Source organism: Paenibacillus sp. FSL R10-2736 (assembly GCF_038000245.1).
In the GTDB taxonomy this organism is placed as follows: domain Bacteria; phylum Bacillota; class Bacilli; order Paenibacillales; family Paenibacillaceae; genus Paenibacillus_AQ; species Paenibacillus_AQ phytohabitans.
The window spans coordinates 264,696-281,060 of record NZ_JBBOBN010000002.1; the positions used below are offsets into that span (position 1 = coordinate 264,696).

Here is a 16,365-nt window from a genome sequence, read left to right on the forward strand (position 1 = left end):
TTCATCAGCTGATGACAGGTATGGAATGTGCATAACGCTGAATGGTTAGCATTCCCTTATCATGCTATTCTTAATAGACAAATTCCCTTTCAGAAAGGTTCTGCATAATGGAGAAACAGAGAGAAAGCATCTATACACGCTATGTTCCGGGATTGACTCCGGAATCTGAATTCACCGGCGAGGCCTGCCAGCTCATCTTCCAATCCGGCAAGCTGCTTGTTACGGAGGCTTCCTCCCCTCCCGGCATCCCCATGGCCCGCTCCCTTGAACAGCTGGCGGTTACACCGCTGCGCATACTCTACCTAGGCACCTTCGCGGGTCTCCCCTGCTATGCCTCAGAAGTAAGCGCGGAAGCTCCCGAGCCGCCGGGCCTCGCTTTCCGTCCGCTGCGCTCCTTATATGAGGTGCTGGAGGAAGACCTGTTCCATCTTGCCGGCAAAGCGCTGCAGCTGCTGGTCTGGGACGGCAATCACCGGTTCTGCGGACGTTGCGGAACCGAGACCGCCCACTCTCTGACGGAACGGTCCCGGATCTGCCCGCAGTGCGGGCTGGTTAGTTACCCGCAGCTTGCGCCTGCCGTCATTACAGCAATTCTGAAAGATAATCAGCTTCTGCTCGCCCATGCTCCGCATTTCCAGAACGGGATGTACGGGCTGATTGCCGGCTTTGTCGAGCCGGGTGAGACCCTGGAGGATTGTGTGCGGCGTGAGACTATGGAAGAGGTCGGCCTGAAGGTCAAGAATATAACCTATTTCGGCAGCCAGCAGTGGCCTTTTCCCAATTCCCTGATGGTCGGCTTCCTTGCAGAGTATGAGAGCGGAGAAATAACGGTCGACGGCGAAGAGCTTGATCATGCCGCATGGTTCCCTACAGATCAATTACCCGTTATTCCGCCGCCGGTCAGCATCGCCCGCAAAATCATCGACTGGGTCGTAGAGCAGCAATCTGAGTCAGGCGCAGCTGCGGACAAGGAATTATAGACAGGACCCCATTCAGCCTACCGTCTTGAAATAGCGGTAAATCTGCTCCAGCTTACGGCTCTGCTTGCCCTTCGGACTCTCCATGCTGCCGAACTCGAAGAACTTCACCTTGCGGATTCCTACGAAATTGAACAAGGCTTTGCGCATCAGCGCCTTGTGGGAGTTATTCAGCCACAGCAGCGGATAGTGGGCCGGCCCCTTCATGCTGGAGATGCAGATAACGCGCTTCCCCTTGAGCAGCCCTTCCGGCAATAGTCCTCCCTTATCGCGGTACGCGAAGCCTGAAGCGAACATGCGGTCAATGTACCCCATCAGCATCGCCGGCGGTCTTCCCCACCAGATCGGATAGACCAGCACAATCTGATCGGCCCACAGCAGCTGTTCCCTGTATTCCTCAAGCTCCGGATCACGGTACATATCGCGTCTGCGCTTATTCTCATTAAACACCAGCACCGGATCAAATCCGGCCTCATACAAATCAAGCACTTTGACTTCGTTAATCTTCGTATTCTCCTTGCTGCCGCGCAGCACTTCCTGCAGAAAGGCATAGCTGAGACTGCGGTGGTTCGGATGTGTATAAATAACGAGTGTGTTCATCAGTGTATTCCCCTTTAGTTATCATTTGATAACAAAAACATAGCATAGCTTTAATTTAGTTGTCAAATGATAATTGTTTTTTGATAATTAATTTGGTATGTTTTCCTCTGAGGTGATCTTATGGACAACAACCAGCTGTTCCAGAAATTCGTAGCCTTCAGTGCTGCCGTCCATCAAATAACAAACGATATAACCAAAGATGTGAAATCAGAGGCCTTAACGCCGCTGCAATATAAAATTCTCGAATACATCGCCGTCAGCCAGCCGGTAACACTCAGCGAGGTCAGTGACTGTATGCAGATGTCGATGCCCAATACGAGCCGTGAAGTGAAAAAGCTCAGCGAAAAGGGCGTCTGTACCCGGATCACCGACCCGGATGACCGCCGCAAGCAGGGTATTACGCTCTCTGCCGCAGGCGAAGCGCTGATGAACGAAGCCTTTCAGCAGATCGCCGTCCGGTTCGAGCAGCGTATTGCGGGTATAACGGCTGCAGAACGCAAAGAGATCGAGCAGGCGCTCGATCTCTTGCAGCACAAAGTATTTTATTAAGCCGTTACAAAGCCTATCTCCATTTCACCATTGGTTATTTCACAGCAACGCCCTTCGCCGGAATCTCAGCAGGGGCTTCCTTGCGTTTGATGAAGAAAGCCAGGATCAGCGCAGCTACTGCGGCTCCTGTCGTTACCATTGAAGCCACATTCATCCCGTGAATTAAGCTGTGGACATCTCCCGTTGGTTTCTGGCCGCCGCCGCTATGAGTCATTATGGTGACCAGCAGCGCTGTTCCGATGGAACCGGCGACGGTCCGCAGCGTGGTGTTCACGGGAATCCCATGCCGGATCAGGGCAGGCGGCAGGGAATTCATCCCGCTGGTGATGACCGGCAGCAAGGTCAGGCTGACGCCGACCATCCGCAGAGAGTAGCCGACCATCAGGAACGTATAGGTCGTATGCTCTGTCAGATTCGAGAACAGCAAGGCAGAGAGGACCGTCAAGCCGAGTCCGGTGATAACCATCGTCCGGGCACCAATTTTATCGAATAGCCTGCCCGCTATGGGCGACATTATACAGATGAGAATCGCACCGGGAAGCAGCATGAGACCTGACTTGAGCGCGGTATAACCAAGCATGGTCTGCATGTAAATAGGCAGCAGTAGCTGGGCACTCAGCATGATAATCATCAGAATCATACTGATCACTGTAGCCATAGTAAAAGCAGGACTGGTGAATACCCGCAGCTCCAGCAGAGGATTCTCCATGGTCAATTGCCGCCAGACGAACAGGCCCAGCGCAATGAACCCGGCCGCCAGGGAGATCAGCACCTCCGTGCTTCCCCACCCTCTGCTGCCGGAGACGCTGAATCCGTATAATACGCCGCCGAAGCCAAGCGAGGATAACGTCATGGATAACGCATCCACCTTGCTTTTCACCTGCGGGGTAACATTCTTAACGAGAAAGACTCCAATGACGGTGATCAGCAGCGAGTATGGAGCCAGAATATAGAACAGCAAACGCCAGGAATGATCCTCTACCAGCCAGCCGTTCAATACAGGTCCGATGGCCGGGGCGAAATTAACTGCAAGCCCGATCATCCCCATCGTGAACCCCCGCTTGGCAACCGGGATCAGGATGAACGTTAACGTCTGCACCAGGGGCAGCATGATGCCCACTCCGACGGCCTGCACGATTCTTCCGGTGAGCAGCAGTCCGAAATTCGGCGAGACCGCACACAGGAGCGTTCCCGCAGTCAGCATACCCATGGCAAAGACGAAGACCTGCTTGGTTGTAAACCTCTGAATCAGAAAAGCCGTAATTGGAACCACAATGCCTGTAACCAGTGCAAAAGCCGTTGTCAGCCATTGGGCAGTACTCGTGGACACCTGGAAATCGCCCATAATGTTCGGCAGTGCTGTATTCAGTGAAGATTGATTCAGCAGCCCGAGCATAGTCCCGATAATTAGAATAGCCATGATTAGCACGGTTCCCTTTGGTATTTTCTCCATATTAATTCCCCTCCATTGATACGTATTGATAACCTTCTAAAAGTCCGCCTGATCTATTTCTGGTCAGCATAACGCCACCAGGCAAGAGTACCTATTACGCCAATGCCGCCGGTGAGATACGGAAGCATACGGCTAATCGCCTCCAGATGGGAGCTCTCCTCCCCCGAAGCGCCGCTGAACAATCCGGGAACGGCCCATGGAATATATTCCACAATACCGAGCGCCCCGCCGAACTGGGCAACTACTATGGTCAGCAGAACCACGCCGAGCGGAGTCATATAACCACGGCCGATACAAGCCATCCATGCCACAGGTATGCTCAGGCAGATCACCATTAGACTGACCTCCGCGTAACGGCCGAAGCCATGAAGAATGATCTCCAGGCTCCATCCGTCCAGGCCGACAAGCCCCGCTGTTAAGCAGCCGACGATGAACACCAGCAGCGCCAGCCCCATGCTGAGGACAGCGGCAACGAGCAGCTTGGCGGCGGCCACCCCGTATCTGGACAGCGGCAGGGCCAGCAGATCCTTGAGCGTACGGTCGGAATATTCCCGGCCGAAGATCCAGCTGAACACAAACCCGAATCCGATGAGGCCCCCCATAGAGATCACAATACCAAGCTCCTTCAGGAGCCCCTCCATATTGATCTCACCCTCGAAGCTGCTCTGGGAGCCGATCGTTCCCGAGAAGACCAGCCCGATCATGACCGGCACCATCATACTGGCTGCAAGCGAGATCCAGAACAGCCTGGAACGGCGAAGCTTCAGCACCTCTACCCCCAAGGCCGATATCCATTGACTCATCCTTTCTTTCCTCCTTCAGCCTCAATCATTCTTAGAAAATAAGCCTCCAAATCCTCTTCCTCCACCTGAATCAGCGTGGGCGGCATATCCGCATACACAAGCAGCTTGGAGATGTGGTCCGGGTTCGCGATAGCACGTTCATCCGCAAGCCGCAGCGTTCCCTCTCCGGCTTCCTGCACAGCATACCCGGCCTGAATCAGCCTCTTCCGGGCACTGGCCGTGTCCCGGGTCTGCACAAGCAGGCGCTTGCGGAGCAGATGCTGCAGCTCCTTCACATCCGCCTCCTGCAGCAGCCGGCCCTGATGCACGATGCCAATCCGCGTCGTCAGCCTGGAGACCTCACCAAGAATATGGCTGGAGATAAAAATCGTTACGCCGTGCTGAAGGGCAAGCTCCCGGAGCAGCTCCCGCACCTCTACAATCCCGGCCGGATCAAGCCCGTTCGTCGGCTCATCCAGTATCAGCACCTGCGGATGATGCAGCATGGCCTTGGCGAGTCCCAGCCGCTGCCCGTTGCCGAGGGAGAGCGTCCCTGCCTTGCGGTCCCGGTAAGCTTTAAGCTGAAGCTTATCAATGATGCGGTCAATGGCCTTGCGGTCAGAAATACTCCGCAGCCTGCGGATAATCTCCAGATTCTCACGGACGGTCAGCTCAGGATAGGAGTAGGGCGTCTCGACCATGTACCCTACATTCGCCCACAGCTTATGGCTGCCCGCATCCACACGCTGTCCGAATACATAGGAGGACCCGGAGTCGGGGCGGATCATGCCCAGCAGCATGCGGATGGTTGTTGTTTTACCGGCACCGTTCAGTCCCAGGAAGCCGTAGATTTCGCCCTGGTTCACCTCCAGCGACAATCCGTTCACAGCATGATTGCTGCCAAAATGCTTCGTTAATCGTTCCGTCTGAATCATTGCGGTCATAACATCACTCCTGCCTTTCGTTTAAAACTAACTAGTTGTTTATATTTTGTCCAAAAGAACAGCCGTCTCTTACAGCAAAGACGGCTCCATAACGCCATGAATAATAAACTGGACGATCTGCCGGGTGGTCTCTTCTCTCATCTGCGGGGAATCCAGTGTGCCCAGCAAATGTTCAAACCGTGAAGACGACTGCAGGGTAGCTGTAGTCACATTCATAATCATAATCGGAAACAATGCCGGGTCCAGATCCTGGCGGAGTATTCCGTTCTTCTGTGCAGCTAAGGCCAATTCATGCATTTGTGTAGCATCGTCCGGACGATAGGTGATCTGATTCCAGGTCTTCCAGTCTTCAGCGGCCTCCCAGAATAGAATTCTCAGGTAACTCCGGTGCTCCAGGAGGAAGGACACCGTCTCCCGGGTCATAGATTCCAGGAAGCTCCTGAACGCCTCAGGGTCCGATACAAGCTTTTCATTCTTCAGTAATCCTTTAATGAACGCGCCCGTAATCTGTTCGCCAATCTGGTCTGCGCGCTTGACCACTTCTGTATATAGACCCAGTTTGTCGCCAAAATACTGATAAATCAGGCTTTTATTGTACCCGGACGCCTTCGCAATGACATCAATCCGTGCCGCTGAATAGCCAAGCTCTGCAAAGATCTTCTCGGCTGCATCAAGAATAATCCCTCTGGTTCGGGCAGCATCGTAAATTTTGGGGCTTCGTTTACTTTCTGCGGATGATATACTTGCCACCTCCGTTTATAACTAACTGGTTAGATTTTATGATGAATTCCTGCAGAAGTCAAGTGCAGCTCAATCGGGCCTGGCCCATTCCTCTTGGGTCGGCCTCCCCTTCCAACAATTGGCACAGAACCATTTCTTCCCGGCAACGTCCAATGTATAGAGTTAAATCTATCCATAAGGTGATGAATCCATGACAGCAAGAAGAACTGCGCTGCTCTCCCTGCTCGGGCTGACCCTGTTAGCTCCAGCCTCTGTCCATGCAGAAGCAGCCACTACGATTAAGCCTATCTCCATCTATCTGGACGGGCAGCAGCTTCAGCCCGAAGCCCGGCCGCTGAATATCAGCGGTACTGTGCTCGTACCCATGCGTAACCTGTTTGAAGCCCAGGGTGCCGGGCTCTCCTGGAATAATACGAGCAAGACTGTGACGGCCACCAAAGGCGGCACAACGCTGACCTACACCATTGGCTCAGCCACTGCCCGGCTGAACGGGCAACCGCTCGCCCTGAGCGTACCGGGGCAGCTGTCGCAGGGCTACAGCATGATCCCCCTGCGCTTCGTCAGTGAAGCCCTGGGCAGCACCGTCACCTGGCAAGCATCCACAGGTTCCGTCTTAATCTCCTCAGCCGCAGCCTATAACACCTCGGTTACATGGGGGGTTAATCTGCGCAGCTCCCCGGACTCGGACAGCGAAGCCAACACGCTTGCCCTGCTACCCGCAGGCAGCAAAATCAAGGTCATCCGCGAAGTGAATGCCCTCTGGCTGGAGGTGCGGACGGAAGATCATGTGACCGGATATCTGTCCTCCAAGCCGAAATATACGGATTACAGAAGTGCCTCTCTGCTGCAGAAGCAAGGGGACGCACTGATTGCCTACGGGAAGAAATATCTGAATGCACCTTATGTATTCGGGGCTTCGCCCGATCAGACCGATACGTTCGACTGCTCGTCTTTTGTGAAACGGGTATTTGCGGACACGCTGTCGGTTGAGCTTCCCCGGGTGTCTTATGACCAGGCGCTGGAAGGCACTGAGGTTGGAGTGGACGAGCTGCGCACGGGAGATCTGCTCTTCTTCAGCGCCCGGGGGCTGGATATTGGACATGTCGCTATCTATGCCGGAAATAATCAAATGCTGCATACCTATTCCAAAGAGCTCGGTGTACATATCGAGGCTTTCGGCAGCCAGTGGAAGAAACGTTTCGTTACCGCACGCAGAATTTTATAACATCAAGTACATTCTTACTCCTCTACCAAGGCAGGGCGCTGGAATCCATGCAATGCGTGACACGGTTCCGGCCCTGCTCTTTGGAGGTGTAGAGCGCCTGATCCGCTTGCCGCAGCAGGGTTGTCTCATTACCCGTGCCTGCAAATGTAGCAATACCCGCGCTCGCTGTAATGCCGCCGGGGATACTTGATCCCCATGCCGCCCGGGCAATTTCATGACGCAGGTTATCGGCAATTAGTATCGACTCCTGGGCATTGATGTCCGGAAGAATAAGCACGAACTCTTCGCCGCCATATCTGGCCGCCATATCCTGCTCCCGGCAATGATAGCGGAGGATGCTCCCCATCTGCTCCAGCACATAGTCACCTGCCTGATGCCCCAGCGTATCATTTACTTGTTTGAAGTGGTCTATATCAAGGATCAGCAGCGAGAATAAACGTCCCTGCTCCCTATACCGTGCGATATGCTCCTCCAGTGCTTCCTGAAAATACCGTCTATTCTTCAGTCCTGTAAGCTTGTCCGTAGTGGAGCGTTCAACCAGAATAGCATTCAGCTCCAGCAGCTCTGCCTGCTTCTGCTCAATCTCGGCATGGAGCTGCTTCAGCTCGGCGAGCGTCTGCTCCTTCTCCCAGTAAGCTTCCTCTATCTGCTTCTTGGCAGACCGCAGCTCCCGCTCATAATCCATGCGCTTGCTCATCTGAACCAAGGCACAATCAATAACCTCTACGCCCTCATGCTCGTACCGCCTGCCGTTCAGGATGTACGGAATGGACTGGCCGCCGCTGTCCTTCAAGCTGATGAACAGCTCATCCACCTGCCCGTGCAAATTGATATTAGGATAAAAGTACGAATGGAAAACAAGCTGGTTCGCTTTTGACATAATCGATTCCAAATGCTTGTGCTCCAGCCCTTCCCGCTTATAGCCCGTCATATCGAGGAAGGTCTGGTTCATCTCCGTGATCATACCTTCGTGTGTAATGGAAATATACCCGCAAGGGGCATATTCCAGCCGTTTATCCATGTTCCTGTACCCTCTCCATACCTCTTAATGGCTTCAATCGCATTGCAGATATTCGTTAATCAGCATAATCGTCTCTTCCGGGTGGCTGATATGCGGATAATGCCCTTTGGCTTCCAGCAGCCGGAAGGTACTGTTGCTTAAGTGTCTATGCAGATATTCCCCGGCCTCTATCGGCACGATACTGTCATCGGAGCACTGTAGAATCAGTGTGGGAACGGTTGACTTGGCCCGCTCCGCCCGGTGATCAGACAGGAAGGTAACCTCGGCGAATTCTCTGGCAATGACCGGGTCCCCGGAAATGAAGGTCCGCTCCAGCTCCTTCGTGAGCTCAGGAAGTTCTGGATTCTTCATCGCCAGCGGCGCCATAAATCCGGCCCAGCCGGAGAAATTCATCTCCATCATTTCCAGCAGCTCAGCGATATCACTCCGCTCAAATCCGCCGATGTAGCCTTCACCATCGTTCAGATAACACGGGGACGGGCCGATCATAATCATTTTGCGGAAATATTCCGGCCGCTCAATGGCAGCAAGCATTCCGATCATCGAGCTGACAGAGTGGCCGACAAATATAACACCGGTCAGCTGCAGCGAATCTATAACATCAAGCACGTCCTGCACATAGCCGCCGAAGCTGCTGTACTTCTCTCCGCTGTAGGCTGAATGATCCGAATTGCCTGAGCCGACATAATCAAAAAGCACCATCCGGTACTTCTTCTCAAAGGCAGGCGTAATAAATTGCCACATACTCTGGTCACAGCCAAATCCATGGGCAAAAACGAGGGTCTGCTCCCCTTCTCCAATAACTCTTACCTTGTTGCGTGCCATAACACTGCTCATGCTCACTTGCTCCCTTTATTCATCACGTTCCCTCCATTCTGGGGCGCACCTATGCAAAGATCAAGCAATCATTATGTGTCTGCATGTGTCTGCGCGTCTCATGGTGTCCATTGATCGTGAATAATACCAACCAGCGCATGATCATCACCGTTTGTCTCAAAAACAAGATAGAGGCTGCGCCAGTCCATCCCTTCCTCAGCCAAATCCAGCCCGCCGATGTAATATTCGACGAAATCATGGTTCGCTTCCGGATAGACTTCATTGAGATTTCCGGAGGTCTGCTCCTTACGCAGTTCCTTATTCACTGCAATCCCGGCATCCTGCTCAAAGTCAGCATCATAGATATACCACTTATAATAATCCGCAAAATTCAGCTCAATTACCTCACCCGTACCTTCGAACAACCGCCACACGCGTTTTGCAGGATCCTCCAACAATGTGTCCACCTCATCTTTGGTGAATACGAGATCATTGTCAGTATCGACATAGGCGAAGGGTGAAAAACGGATTCCCCGCTCAGGATGCACCCAGGCGGCAAGCTGATCCATATCCTTCTCTTTAAGTGCGGTAATTACGGCTGCTGCTGCCTCCAGAATATCGGGCGGCTGTCCTTCTTCGGTTGATGGGGCTGATGGGGTTGATGATGCTGGCGATTGGACCGTTGTTGGATTGGGTGTCTGTAGCGGAGTCTGCTGCGGTGGGTCTACGGGGGCTGTACCGGGAGTGGACTGCGGTGCTTCCTGTGTGTGCTGCGGCTCCTGCGAAGGCGCTGCTGCTCCCTCCGGTGTCCCGCTGCAGGCGGTAAGCCATAACATAGCTGCCATAAAGGCAGCGCATCCGATGTACCTTTTCATTGGGCAAGTTCCCTCCTACAAAGTTTGTGCGCATCAGCTTTTGGACAATGGGGGCCCGCCTGCTCCGGACGTCTGTACTACATCCTTCCCCTTTCAATAGAGGAATGAATCCCGAACTGCTGGTTATATGCTGAACGTGGGTAAATAACCATTATTATTAATAATTTGGGAGGGATTAGGATGCCAAGTTATGCAAAAAAGCCTGTGATTGTTCCCGTTGACCTGGACCAGCAGCCGTACCCGCTCATGTTCCGGCTGCCCGCATGGCATTATGTACTGGCAGGTGCCGGGGCAGTTATATCCAGCCTGTTTATTGCTGCCGGTTTTTATTTCACTTGGGAGGCCCGGGCTGCCGTGTGGATCTTTGCAGGCTTCGGCCTTTTGATGCTGGCAGGCAGTCTATGGTACTTATTCACAATCAAAGGCACCTTTATTGAACTGACCAAGGACCATATGCGCTACCGGGATTACCGCAAGGTGAAGGAAATCGACCTTAGCCGGATTTATGTGGAAATTATGAATAACACCTTTGTGCTCTATACCCCTGAACAGTCCCAGAAGGTTATCCCTTCAATCTATGATAATAACTCGCTGCTGCATTCCCTTCTCTTCAAACACAGTGAAAAAAATACCGCCCGCTCCGACTGGGAGAGGACCGGGGAAGACGGCGAATACCGCTCCTTTACCGATAAGATCTCCCGGCGCAACAGCAAGAGCTACAAGCTTAATACTGTATTTCTTATCCTCTGCTTCATCGCCGCCAATGTGCTGAATTATATCGGTAAGCCTGAGAAAAGCCTGAATTATCACCTGCTGTTCTTCCTGCTCATGACTGTTTTATTCGGATATGCCCTCTATTCCAGCCGCCGCAGGGCTGCCCGGAGCGGAAACAGCAATGGAAACGGAAGAAATACGGGGCGATGATTCTTTAGCAGCAAGAAATAGAAGGACCGGAATCTGCTGGCCGCTGGGGTTCAGATACCGGTCCTTCTGTTTTATGCTTTGCGGACAAACTCCGACTTCAGCTTCATCGCACCAAATCCGTCGATTTTGCAGTCGATATCATGGTCGCCTTCCACCAGCCGGATGTTCTTCACCTTAGTGCCTATCTTCAGAACGGATGAGCTGCCTTTTACCTTGAGGTCCTTAATCACCGTTACGGTGTCCCCGTCAGCCAGAACATTGCCGTTCGAATCCTTAACCACCTTCTGGTCCACGTTGCTTGCATTCTCTGTGTTCAAAGACCACTCATGTCCGCATTCCGGGCATACCAGAAGCGCTCCGTCCTCATAGGTGTACACGGAACTGCACTGCGGGCAGTTTGGTAATTCATTCATTATTTCTTTTCTCCATTTCTGCTTAAGCACTTTTTTTGGGGATAATTCTGCTTAATTTTAGCATATAGCTTGCTAGCCAGCGACAATTATATTATCATCTAATTAGATATTTATCTAATAGAAAGCTGGTGGTTATCATCATCCAATTAGAAGAAGTTTCCGACCCCTTGTCTCCGGAGAGCCTTCAGATTCAAGCCTCAATCCTTAACTCACAACCTGCCTTCAACCTCATGGTGGAGCATAAAGCTTACCTCGATCCGCTGGAGATCCGCGAAGACAACAGGAAGAACCTCGAAATGGGAGAAAAGATGCTGTACATCAAGGCCCATAGCGGGTACGCCGGGCTAATTACCTACCTTCCCGATTACGGACAGGATCATCATCCATGGATCGGGCTTCTGGTTGTTCACCAGCAGTATAGCCGGCAGGGTATCGGGAAGACTGCGGTCCTTGAGCTGGAGCAGATATTTAAGCAGCAGGGCTTACATGCGGCCAGGCTGGCGGTTCAGCTGGAGAATAAGGCCGGGGAAGCATTCTGGACTGCAAACGGCTATGTCCGGATCAGAAGTGCCATGGATAACCACAATAATGAAGTGGATGTCTACGAGAAGCAGTTTAAGTAAAAAGCCGGTGTGGTAATAACTATGATCCAACTGATGCAGCTTGTCCCGGTACAAATAATCTTACGAGGAGTGAGTATGGCATGGATACATCTGATCGGATCAGCCATCTTCCCGCAAGCGGGGAGGAATATTCCAGCCTGGCCGCTGAGGCCGTAGACGCGATCGAGGAGCTGTCCGGGGTGCATCCCGGATACCGCCGCGCGCATGCCAAGGGAATCTGCTGCCGCGCTTTCTTCCGGCCAAGCGGCCTGGGCATGGAATTCACTACCGCAGCACATCTTCAGGAGCAGCAGGTGGACGCAGTGGTCCGTTTCTCGGGCAGCTCCACCGATCCGGCGCTGGCGGACCTTCTCTCGCCCGCCAAGGGTATGGCAGTCCAGTTCAGCCTGCCGGATGGAGGGATTACCAATCTGGTCGGAGTGACGATACCTGTCTTTTTTGCCCGTACCCCTGAGTCATTCATAGATATTGTCCGTACGGCCCACCGCGCACAGGCCGGCACACTCGGGACCCTGGAGCTGATCAAGGAGATCACGGTCCACTTCAGTGAGAGCAAGACGAGTCTGCTGGCCGTGAAACGGCTGAAGCCGCCTGCCAGCTATGCGGAGAGTCATTATCACTGCATTCATGCTTATTATATGGTGAATTCAGCGGGAAGGCAGCAGCCCGTGCGGTTCGAGTGGATTCCCGAGACGGGAGTGCGTACCTTATCGGCTGAGGATGCGGCTCAGCAGCCGGAGCATTATCTGGAGGATGAACTTGAGCTTCGCTTCAAAGATGAGTCGGCTATCTTCCAGCTTGTGGCTGTTCTCGGTGAAGAAGGGGACCCGACGAATGACCCTACCCGTGCCTGGCCTGAGGACCGCCGGAGAATCGATCTCGGCCGGCTGCATATCTCGGAGATCATTCCGGAACCGGAGGGGCTTGTAATGGACCCCACCGCAATCACGTCCGGGATACAGCTGTCGGACGATCCGATTCTTAACTTCCGCAGTGCAGCCTATGCCGATTCTCATCATAGACGGAGTGAAGGAAGATAATCCCGGCCGGAGCTGCGGTGAAGGCTGTCCGGATACAAATTAAGCGCCAAAGGGACTTTTTGCTGCCCTTTGGCGCTTTTGATTCAATCGCTAGGCCTGGTTGGGTAATGGATAATAATCCAGACACACAGAGAGGAGTGCAGTATGCAGCAGGCTATGATTATCATTAACCCCGCGTCCGGCAAAGCAGACGCGCGGGACTATATCCGCAGTGCGGAAGAGATTCTGCAAAGCGCAGGGTATCAGGTTACCATCCATGAAACCTCCGGGGAGGGGGATGCAACTGCGTTCTGCGTGCAGGCATGCAGCGGGGGCTATGATCTGGTGGTGGCCATCGGCGGAGACGGCACCCTTCACGAGACCATGAACGGGCTTGCCGATCAAGAGCACCGCCCTACGCTGGGGATCGTACCCATGGGAACGGTGAATGACTTCGCCCGTGCCCTGCAGATTCCGCTAAGTCCTATGGATGCCATCCGGACGCTCTCTTCCACCCGCACGCAAAGAGTCGATATGGGCCGGCTGAACGACCGGCTGTTCGTAAATGTGGTTGCTGCGGGCTCACTGGCCGGCTCACTCTCTTCTGTCACCACCGAAGACAAGACCCGGCTGGGTTTCCTGGCTTATCTGAAAGAAGGCATTAAGGAGCTGGCCAGCAACAGCGCACACACCCTGACCATTACGCATGACGGGGAGATCTGGGAAGGCTCTTCGCCGCTGTTTATCGCGGCGCTTACGAATTCAGTAGGCGGCTTCGAGAAGCTTGCGCCCGGTGCTGCAGTAGATGACGGGCTGCTTCACTGCTTCATCGTCAAGGATCTTAATCTGCTGAACACCGTTACAGTCAGCATCTCTTTGCTGCTCGGCAACCTGAGAAATCATAAAGATGTTATCTACTTCACGGCCAGAGAAGTCGCGTTGCACTCTCCAGAGCCGGTGAAGACCAATGTCGATGGTGAAGAAGGCCCGCCGCTCCCAATCCGGCTAAGCACGATTCCGCGTCACATCCGGGTTATTGTTCCGGAGCAGTGACTGTCCAGCCGGTTATGAATGGCTACTCCCGTGCAGATCGCTGAAATCCTCATTCAGCGTCCACTCCAGACGCCGAACCCACTCACGCTGCACCTCTTTGGGAGCAATCCGCAGCCGGTGCAGCACATTCCATACTTTATATAGGCTGGATGCCTTCAACTGCTGCGGCGTGAACGACAGCGGATTCCCGGACAGGTAGCCCCGGATGAAGGCTGCATTCAGCTTCTGGGCTTGCCCGGGGTAATGCAGCTTCGTGAACCAGCAGACCCAGGCCACGTCATTAAGCGGACCGCCCCATTCTGCCCATTCCCAGTCCAGCACATGAAGTGTACCTTCCGGTTCACAAAGTATATTATGTACCCCGTAATCCCCATGCGTCAGAACCCAAGGCTGGTCCTGGGCATCGGCAGCCGACAGGAGCTGGAGCGAATCCCTGCTCAGGGGACCCGGTACGAATTCTAACCTCTTAATCATCTGACTAAGTGCGGATCTGTTGCTGAGGCGCAGACCTTGCTCTAGCAGTTGATACGGCTGCGAATGAATCTGGGAAGCCAGCAGCTGGCCCATTCTGCTGTATATTTGTTCCGCTCTTGCCCAGTCTCCTGCATCAAGGACGGATTGTGCACTTACGCCCGGCATGCAGTCCATCACGAGTATCCGCATCCCGTCCATCTCTGACACCTCATGTATGGCGGGTGTATCACAGCTTCCCTGCACCAGCTTCATAGCCTGGATCTCATTGAGCGTGTCTTCGTTGGACAGATTCGTTACTTTGGCTACAAGCGGAGGCTCCGCCCCCGCCATCAGATAGGCGAAATTTGTATACCCTCCTGTAAGCCGCTCCAACCGGCAGGCATATCTTATTTCCAGCGCTCTGATGATATTAGCATTCATGATATGAAATCCCTCTCTTTTTCCTTCAGTAGACAATAATCCAAGAATATCACATGCTCCAGTTTATTACAGATTAAGGCTTTCTGCACAAGCAGCCCGGCGGTCAACTTCAGGTATCAAGCTTCAGGGAAATTGTGTGCAACATATACATTCTTATATTTGCAGCATAAACAGACCCGCAAGTAACTTTAGGGGTCTGTTCGGGATGCTTCTTATCGTTCCGGCAGTATTTACGTAGATAGGTTACTTCCGAAGCGTGACGTATAGCTTGTGTAACACAACCATTTGGCCGATATGGTAGGCATTATGCGTAGCCGCATTGCTGATGATTTCCCACCAGGCAACCGGTTCAGGGAATCCTTCCACCTGTTCCTCCAGTCCCTCTTCGGACAACAGGGTCTGCCATTGCAGCAAGACCTGCAGCAGGCTTCCCCGCAGCTCGCTGAATGCAGTGCCCTCCGGGACCACAAAGCTGCGGTTGTTATCACCAACCGGAGGGACAGCATCCACCCGCCCCGCCCGGTACCTGCTCTGCCAGGTCTCATTCCAGTACAGCAAATGCCGGGTAAGCTCAGCAATACTGTTCAAGCCCGCTCCGGGCTTCCAGAAAGCTTCTTCCTCTGTAACCGCCTCTACCGCCTGAATGAACGGAAGATGCCAGCTGGGGTCATTGGCATTCGCCAATAATTGATTGGCAAGCACATCCTTGGCATGAACCATACTTCCACTCTCCTTTTCTTACTGAAAATACCACAAACCGGACATCCTAAGCCAGGCAGGGTTCAACTATAATTAAAGTCCTCTTCCCTTAACGGGAACGAGGACTTTCTCTACATCCCAGAAGGATGATAATCGCTTAACTTACCGTAATAAACCAGCTCCAGCCGGTCGCTCTGCCGGAAATCATCCGGGGTCACGAGTGCAGGCAGCTTATTCCACAGCTTAATCCCTGAGCGCTCCAGAATCTCGGCAACAAACTGCGAGCAGAAGTAGGAGTTGCTGAATTCAACCGGCTCCTTCAGCGCTATGCCGATGACGCCGAGAATATTATAGAGATACTTCTGGCGGCTGCGGATGAAGACATGCAGAACCCGCTTCATTTTTTCCACCTCACGGTCTGTAACCTGAAGCCTGTAGATGACGCATGTTGTACCCGGATACTTGCTGTATGTACCTGTACGGATATCCTCCTTCACGAACCCGCCGTTCAGCGGATTGGCCGGATGCTTCCGCCCGAAGCTGTACAGCTCTGACAGCTCCCGGTTAAACGAGATGGAGGCATGATTATACGGAGCCTTGGTGTAGCCCTGGATCAGCTTCGTAAAAAGCGTACCTGTATTGGTGAGCAGAATATAGACCGAAGAATCAGCTGACATTACAATTTTCCCCTTATAGTCTGGTATATAGGCCTTATGTGGCAGTGATCCGGTAACTCGCCAGAATCCTGCACATAATA

Annotated in this window: 19 protein-coding genes; 7 read left to right on the plus strand and 12 right to left on the minus strand. The window is 53.2% G+C overall.

The annotated features are described in order from the left end of the window. The first annotated feature begins 107 nt into the window (after positions 1 to 107). Positions 108 to 980, plus strand: a complete 873-nt coding sequence (gene nudC / locus NSQ73_RS29130; RefSeq protein WP_340989680.1) for an NAD(+) diphosphatase — start codon at positions 108 to 110, stop codon at positions 978 to 980. Between the two features lie 12 nt (positions 981 to 992). Here nudC and NSQ73_RS29135 read toward each other — a convergent pair whose 3' ends face one another. Further along, positions 993 to 1,577 (minus strand): NAD(P)H-dependent oxidoreductase, encoded by a 585-nt coding sequence (locus NSQ73_RS29135; RefSeq protein WP_076243645.1) that lies wholly within the window; start codon positions 1,575 to 1,577, stop codon positions 993 to 995. A gap of 120 nt (positions 1,578 to 1,697) precedes the next feature. Between NSQ73_RS29135 and NSQ73_RS29140 the strand changes: the two genes are divergently transcribed. Beyond that, entirely contained in the window at positions 1,698 to 2,126 is a 429-nt protein-coding gene (locus tag NSQ73_RS29140) for a MarR family winged helix-turn-helix transcriptional regulator (RefSeq protein WP_039295016.1), read from the plus strand. Positions 2,127 to 2,160: 34 nt separating this feature from the next. On the opposite strand, the gene NSQ73_RS29145 is transcribed toward NSQ73_RS29140, so the two are convergent. The 4 genes from NSQ73_RS29145 to NSQ73_RS29160 form a co-directional block, all read right to left on the minus strand. Next, a complete protein-coding gene (locus tag NSQ73_RS29145) occupies positions 2,161 to 3,579 on the minus strand; it encodes a DHA2 family efflux MFS transporter permease subunit (protein WP_340989681.1) in 1,419 nt (472 codons plus the stop codon). Positions 3,580 to 3,632: 53 nt separating this feature from the next. Further along, positions 3,633 to 4,382 carry an ABC transporter permease gene (locus tag NSQ73_RS29150; protein ID WP_340989683.1) on the minus strand — a complete coding sequence of 250 codons (750 nt, stop codon included), beginning with the start codon at positions 4,380 to 4,382 and terminating at the stop codon, positions 3,633 to 3,635. Beyond that, complete coding sequence (locus NSQ73_RS29155; protein ID WP_340989685.1) at positions 4,379 to 5,305, minus strand: ABC transporter ATP-binding protein; 927 nt, start codon at positions 5,303 to 5,305, stop codon at positions 4,379 to 4,381. Before NSQ73_RS29155 ends, NSQ73_RS29150 begins: the two co-directional genes overlap by 4 nt. Before the next feature lie 69 nt (positions 5,306 to 5,374). After that, the gene (locus NSQ73_RS29160) at positions 5,375 to 6,055 is read right to left on the minus strand and encodes a TetR/AcrR family transcriptional regulator (RefSeq protein WP_340989687.1); all 681 of its coding nucleotides are present in this window, start codon (positions 6,053 to 6,055) and stop codon (positions 5,375 to 5,377) included. Between the two features lie 181 nt (positions 6,056 to 6,236). Between NSQ73_RS29160 and NSQ73_RS29165 the strand changes: the two genes are divergently transcribed. Continuing rightward, positions 6,237 to 7,271 (plus strand): C40 family peptidase, encoded by a 1,035-nt coding sequence (locus NSQ73_RS29165; RefSeq protein WP_340989688.1) that lies wholly within the window; start codon positions 6,237 to 6,239, stop codon positions 7,269 to 7,271. A gap of 22 nt (positions 7,272 to 7,293) precedes the next feature. Here NSQ73_RS29165 and NSQ73_RS29170 read toward each other — a convergent pair whose 3' ends face one another. From NSQ73_RS29170 to NSQ73_RS29180, 3 genes are all read right to left on the minus strand, one after another. Continuing rightward, positions 7,294 to 8,292: a diguanylate cyclase gene (locus NSQ73_RS29170; RefSeq protein ID WP_340989689.1), complete on the minus strand. Its 999-nt coding sequence runs from the start codon at positions 8,290 to 8,292 to the stop codon at positions 7,294 to 7,296. Between the two features lie 33 nt (positions 8,293 to 8,325). Continuing rightward, entirely contained in the window at positions 8,326 to 9,129 is an 804-nt protein-coding gene (locus NSQ73_RS29175; protein WP_340989690.1) for an alpha/beta fold hydrolase, read from the minus strand. 98 nt (positions 9,130 to 9,227) lie between these two features. After that, entirely contained in the window at positions 9,228 to 9,983 is a 756-nt protein-coding gene (locus NSQ73_RS29180) for a hypothetical protein (protein WP_340989692.1), read from the minus strand. Between the two features lie 180 nt (positions 9,984 to 10,163). Between NSQ73_RS29180 and NSQ73_RS29185 the strand changes: the two genes are divergently transcribed. Then, the gene (locus NSQ73_RS29185; protein WP_340989694.1) at positions 10,164 to 10,907 is read left to right on the plus strand and encodes a hypothetical protein; all 744 of its coding nucleotides are present in this window, start codon (positions 10,164 to 10,166) and stop codon (positions 10,905 to 10,907) included. A 71-nt stretch (positions 10,908 to 10,978) separates the two neighbouring features. Here NSQ73_RS29185 and NSQ73_RS29190 read toward each other — a convergent pair whose 3' ends face one another. Further along, complete coding sequence (locus NSQ73_RS29190; protein ID WP_042140457.1) at positions 10,979 to 11,320, minus strand: zinc ribbon domain-containing protein YjdM; 342 nt, start codon at positions 11,318 to 11,320, stop codon at positions 10,979 to 10,981. A gap of 296 nt (positions 11,321 to 11,616) precedes the next feature. Between NSQ73_RS29190 and NSQ73_RS29195 the strand changes: the two genes are divergently transcribed. From NSQ73_RS29195 to NSQ73_RS29205, 3 genes are all read left to right on the plus strand, one after another. Beyond that, entirely contained in the window at positions 11,617 to 11,943 is a 327-nt protein-coding gene (locus NSQ73_RS29195; protein ID WP_340989695.1) for a GNAT family N-acetyltransferase, read from the plus strand. An 80-nt stretch (positions 11,944 to 12,023) separates the two neighbouring features. After that, positions 12,024 to 12,983: a catalase family peroxidase gene (locus NSQ73_RS29200; protein WP_340989696.1), complete on the plus strand. Its 960-nt coding sequence runs from the start codon at positions 12,024 to 12,026 to the stop codon at positions 12,981 to 12,983. 144 nt (positions 12,984 to 13,127) lie between these two features. After that, complete coding sequence (locus tag NSQ73_RS29205; protein ID WP_340989697.1) at positions 13,128 to 14,015, plus strand: diacylglycerol/lipid kinase family protein; 888 nt, start codon at positions 13,128 to 13,130, stop codon at positions 14,013 to 14,015. A 12-nt stretch (positions 14,016 to 14,027) separates the two neighbouring features. Here NSQ73_RS29205 and NSQ73_RS29210 read toward each other — a convergent pair whose 3' ends face one another. The 3 genes from NSQ73_RS29210 to NSQ73_RS29220 form a co-directional block, all read right to left on the minus strand. Next, a complete protein-coding gene (locus NSQ73_RS29210; RefSeq protein ID WP_340989699.1) occupies positions 14,028 to 14,909 on the minus strand; it encodes a phosphotransferase family protein in 882 nt (293 codons plus the stop codon). 243 nt (positions 14,910 to 15,152) lie between these two features. Then, complete coding sequence (locus NSQ73_RS29215; protein ID WP_340989701.1) at positions 15,153 to 15,629, minus strand: DinB family protein; 477 nt, start codon at positions 15,627 to 15,629, stop codon at positions 15,153 to 15,155. Positions 15,630 to 15,739: 110 nt separating this feature from the next. After that, complete coding sequence (locus NSQ73_RS29220; protein WP_039295040.1) at positions 15,740 to 16,285, minus strand: hypothetical protein; 546 nt, start codon at positions 16,283 to 16,285, stop codon at positions 15,740 to 15,742. Between the last annotated feature and the right edge of the window lie 80 nt (positions 16,286 to 16,365).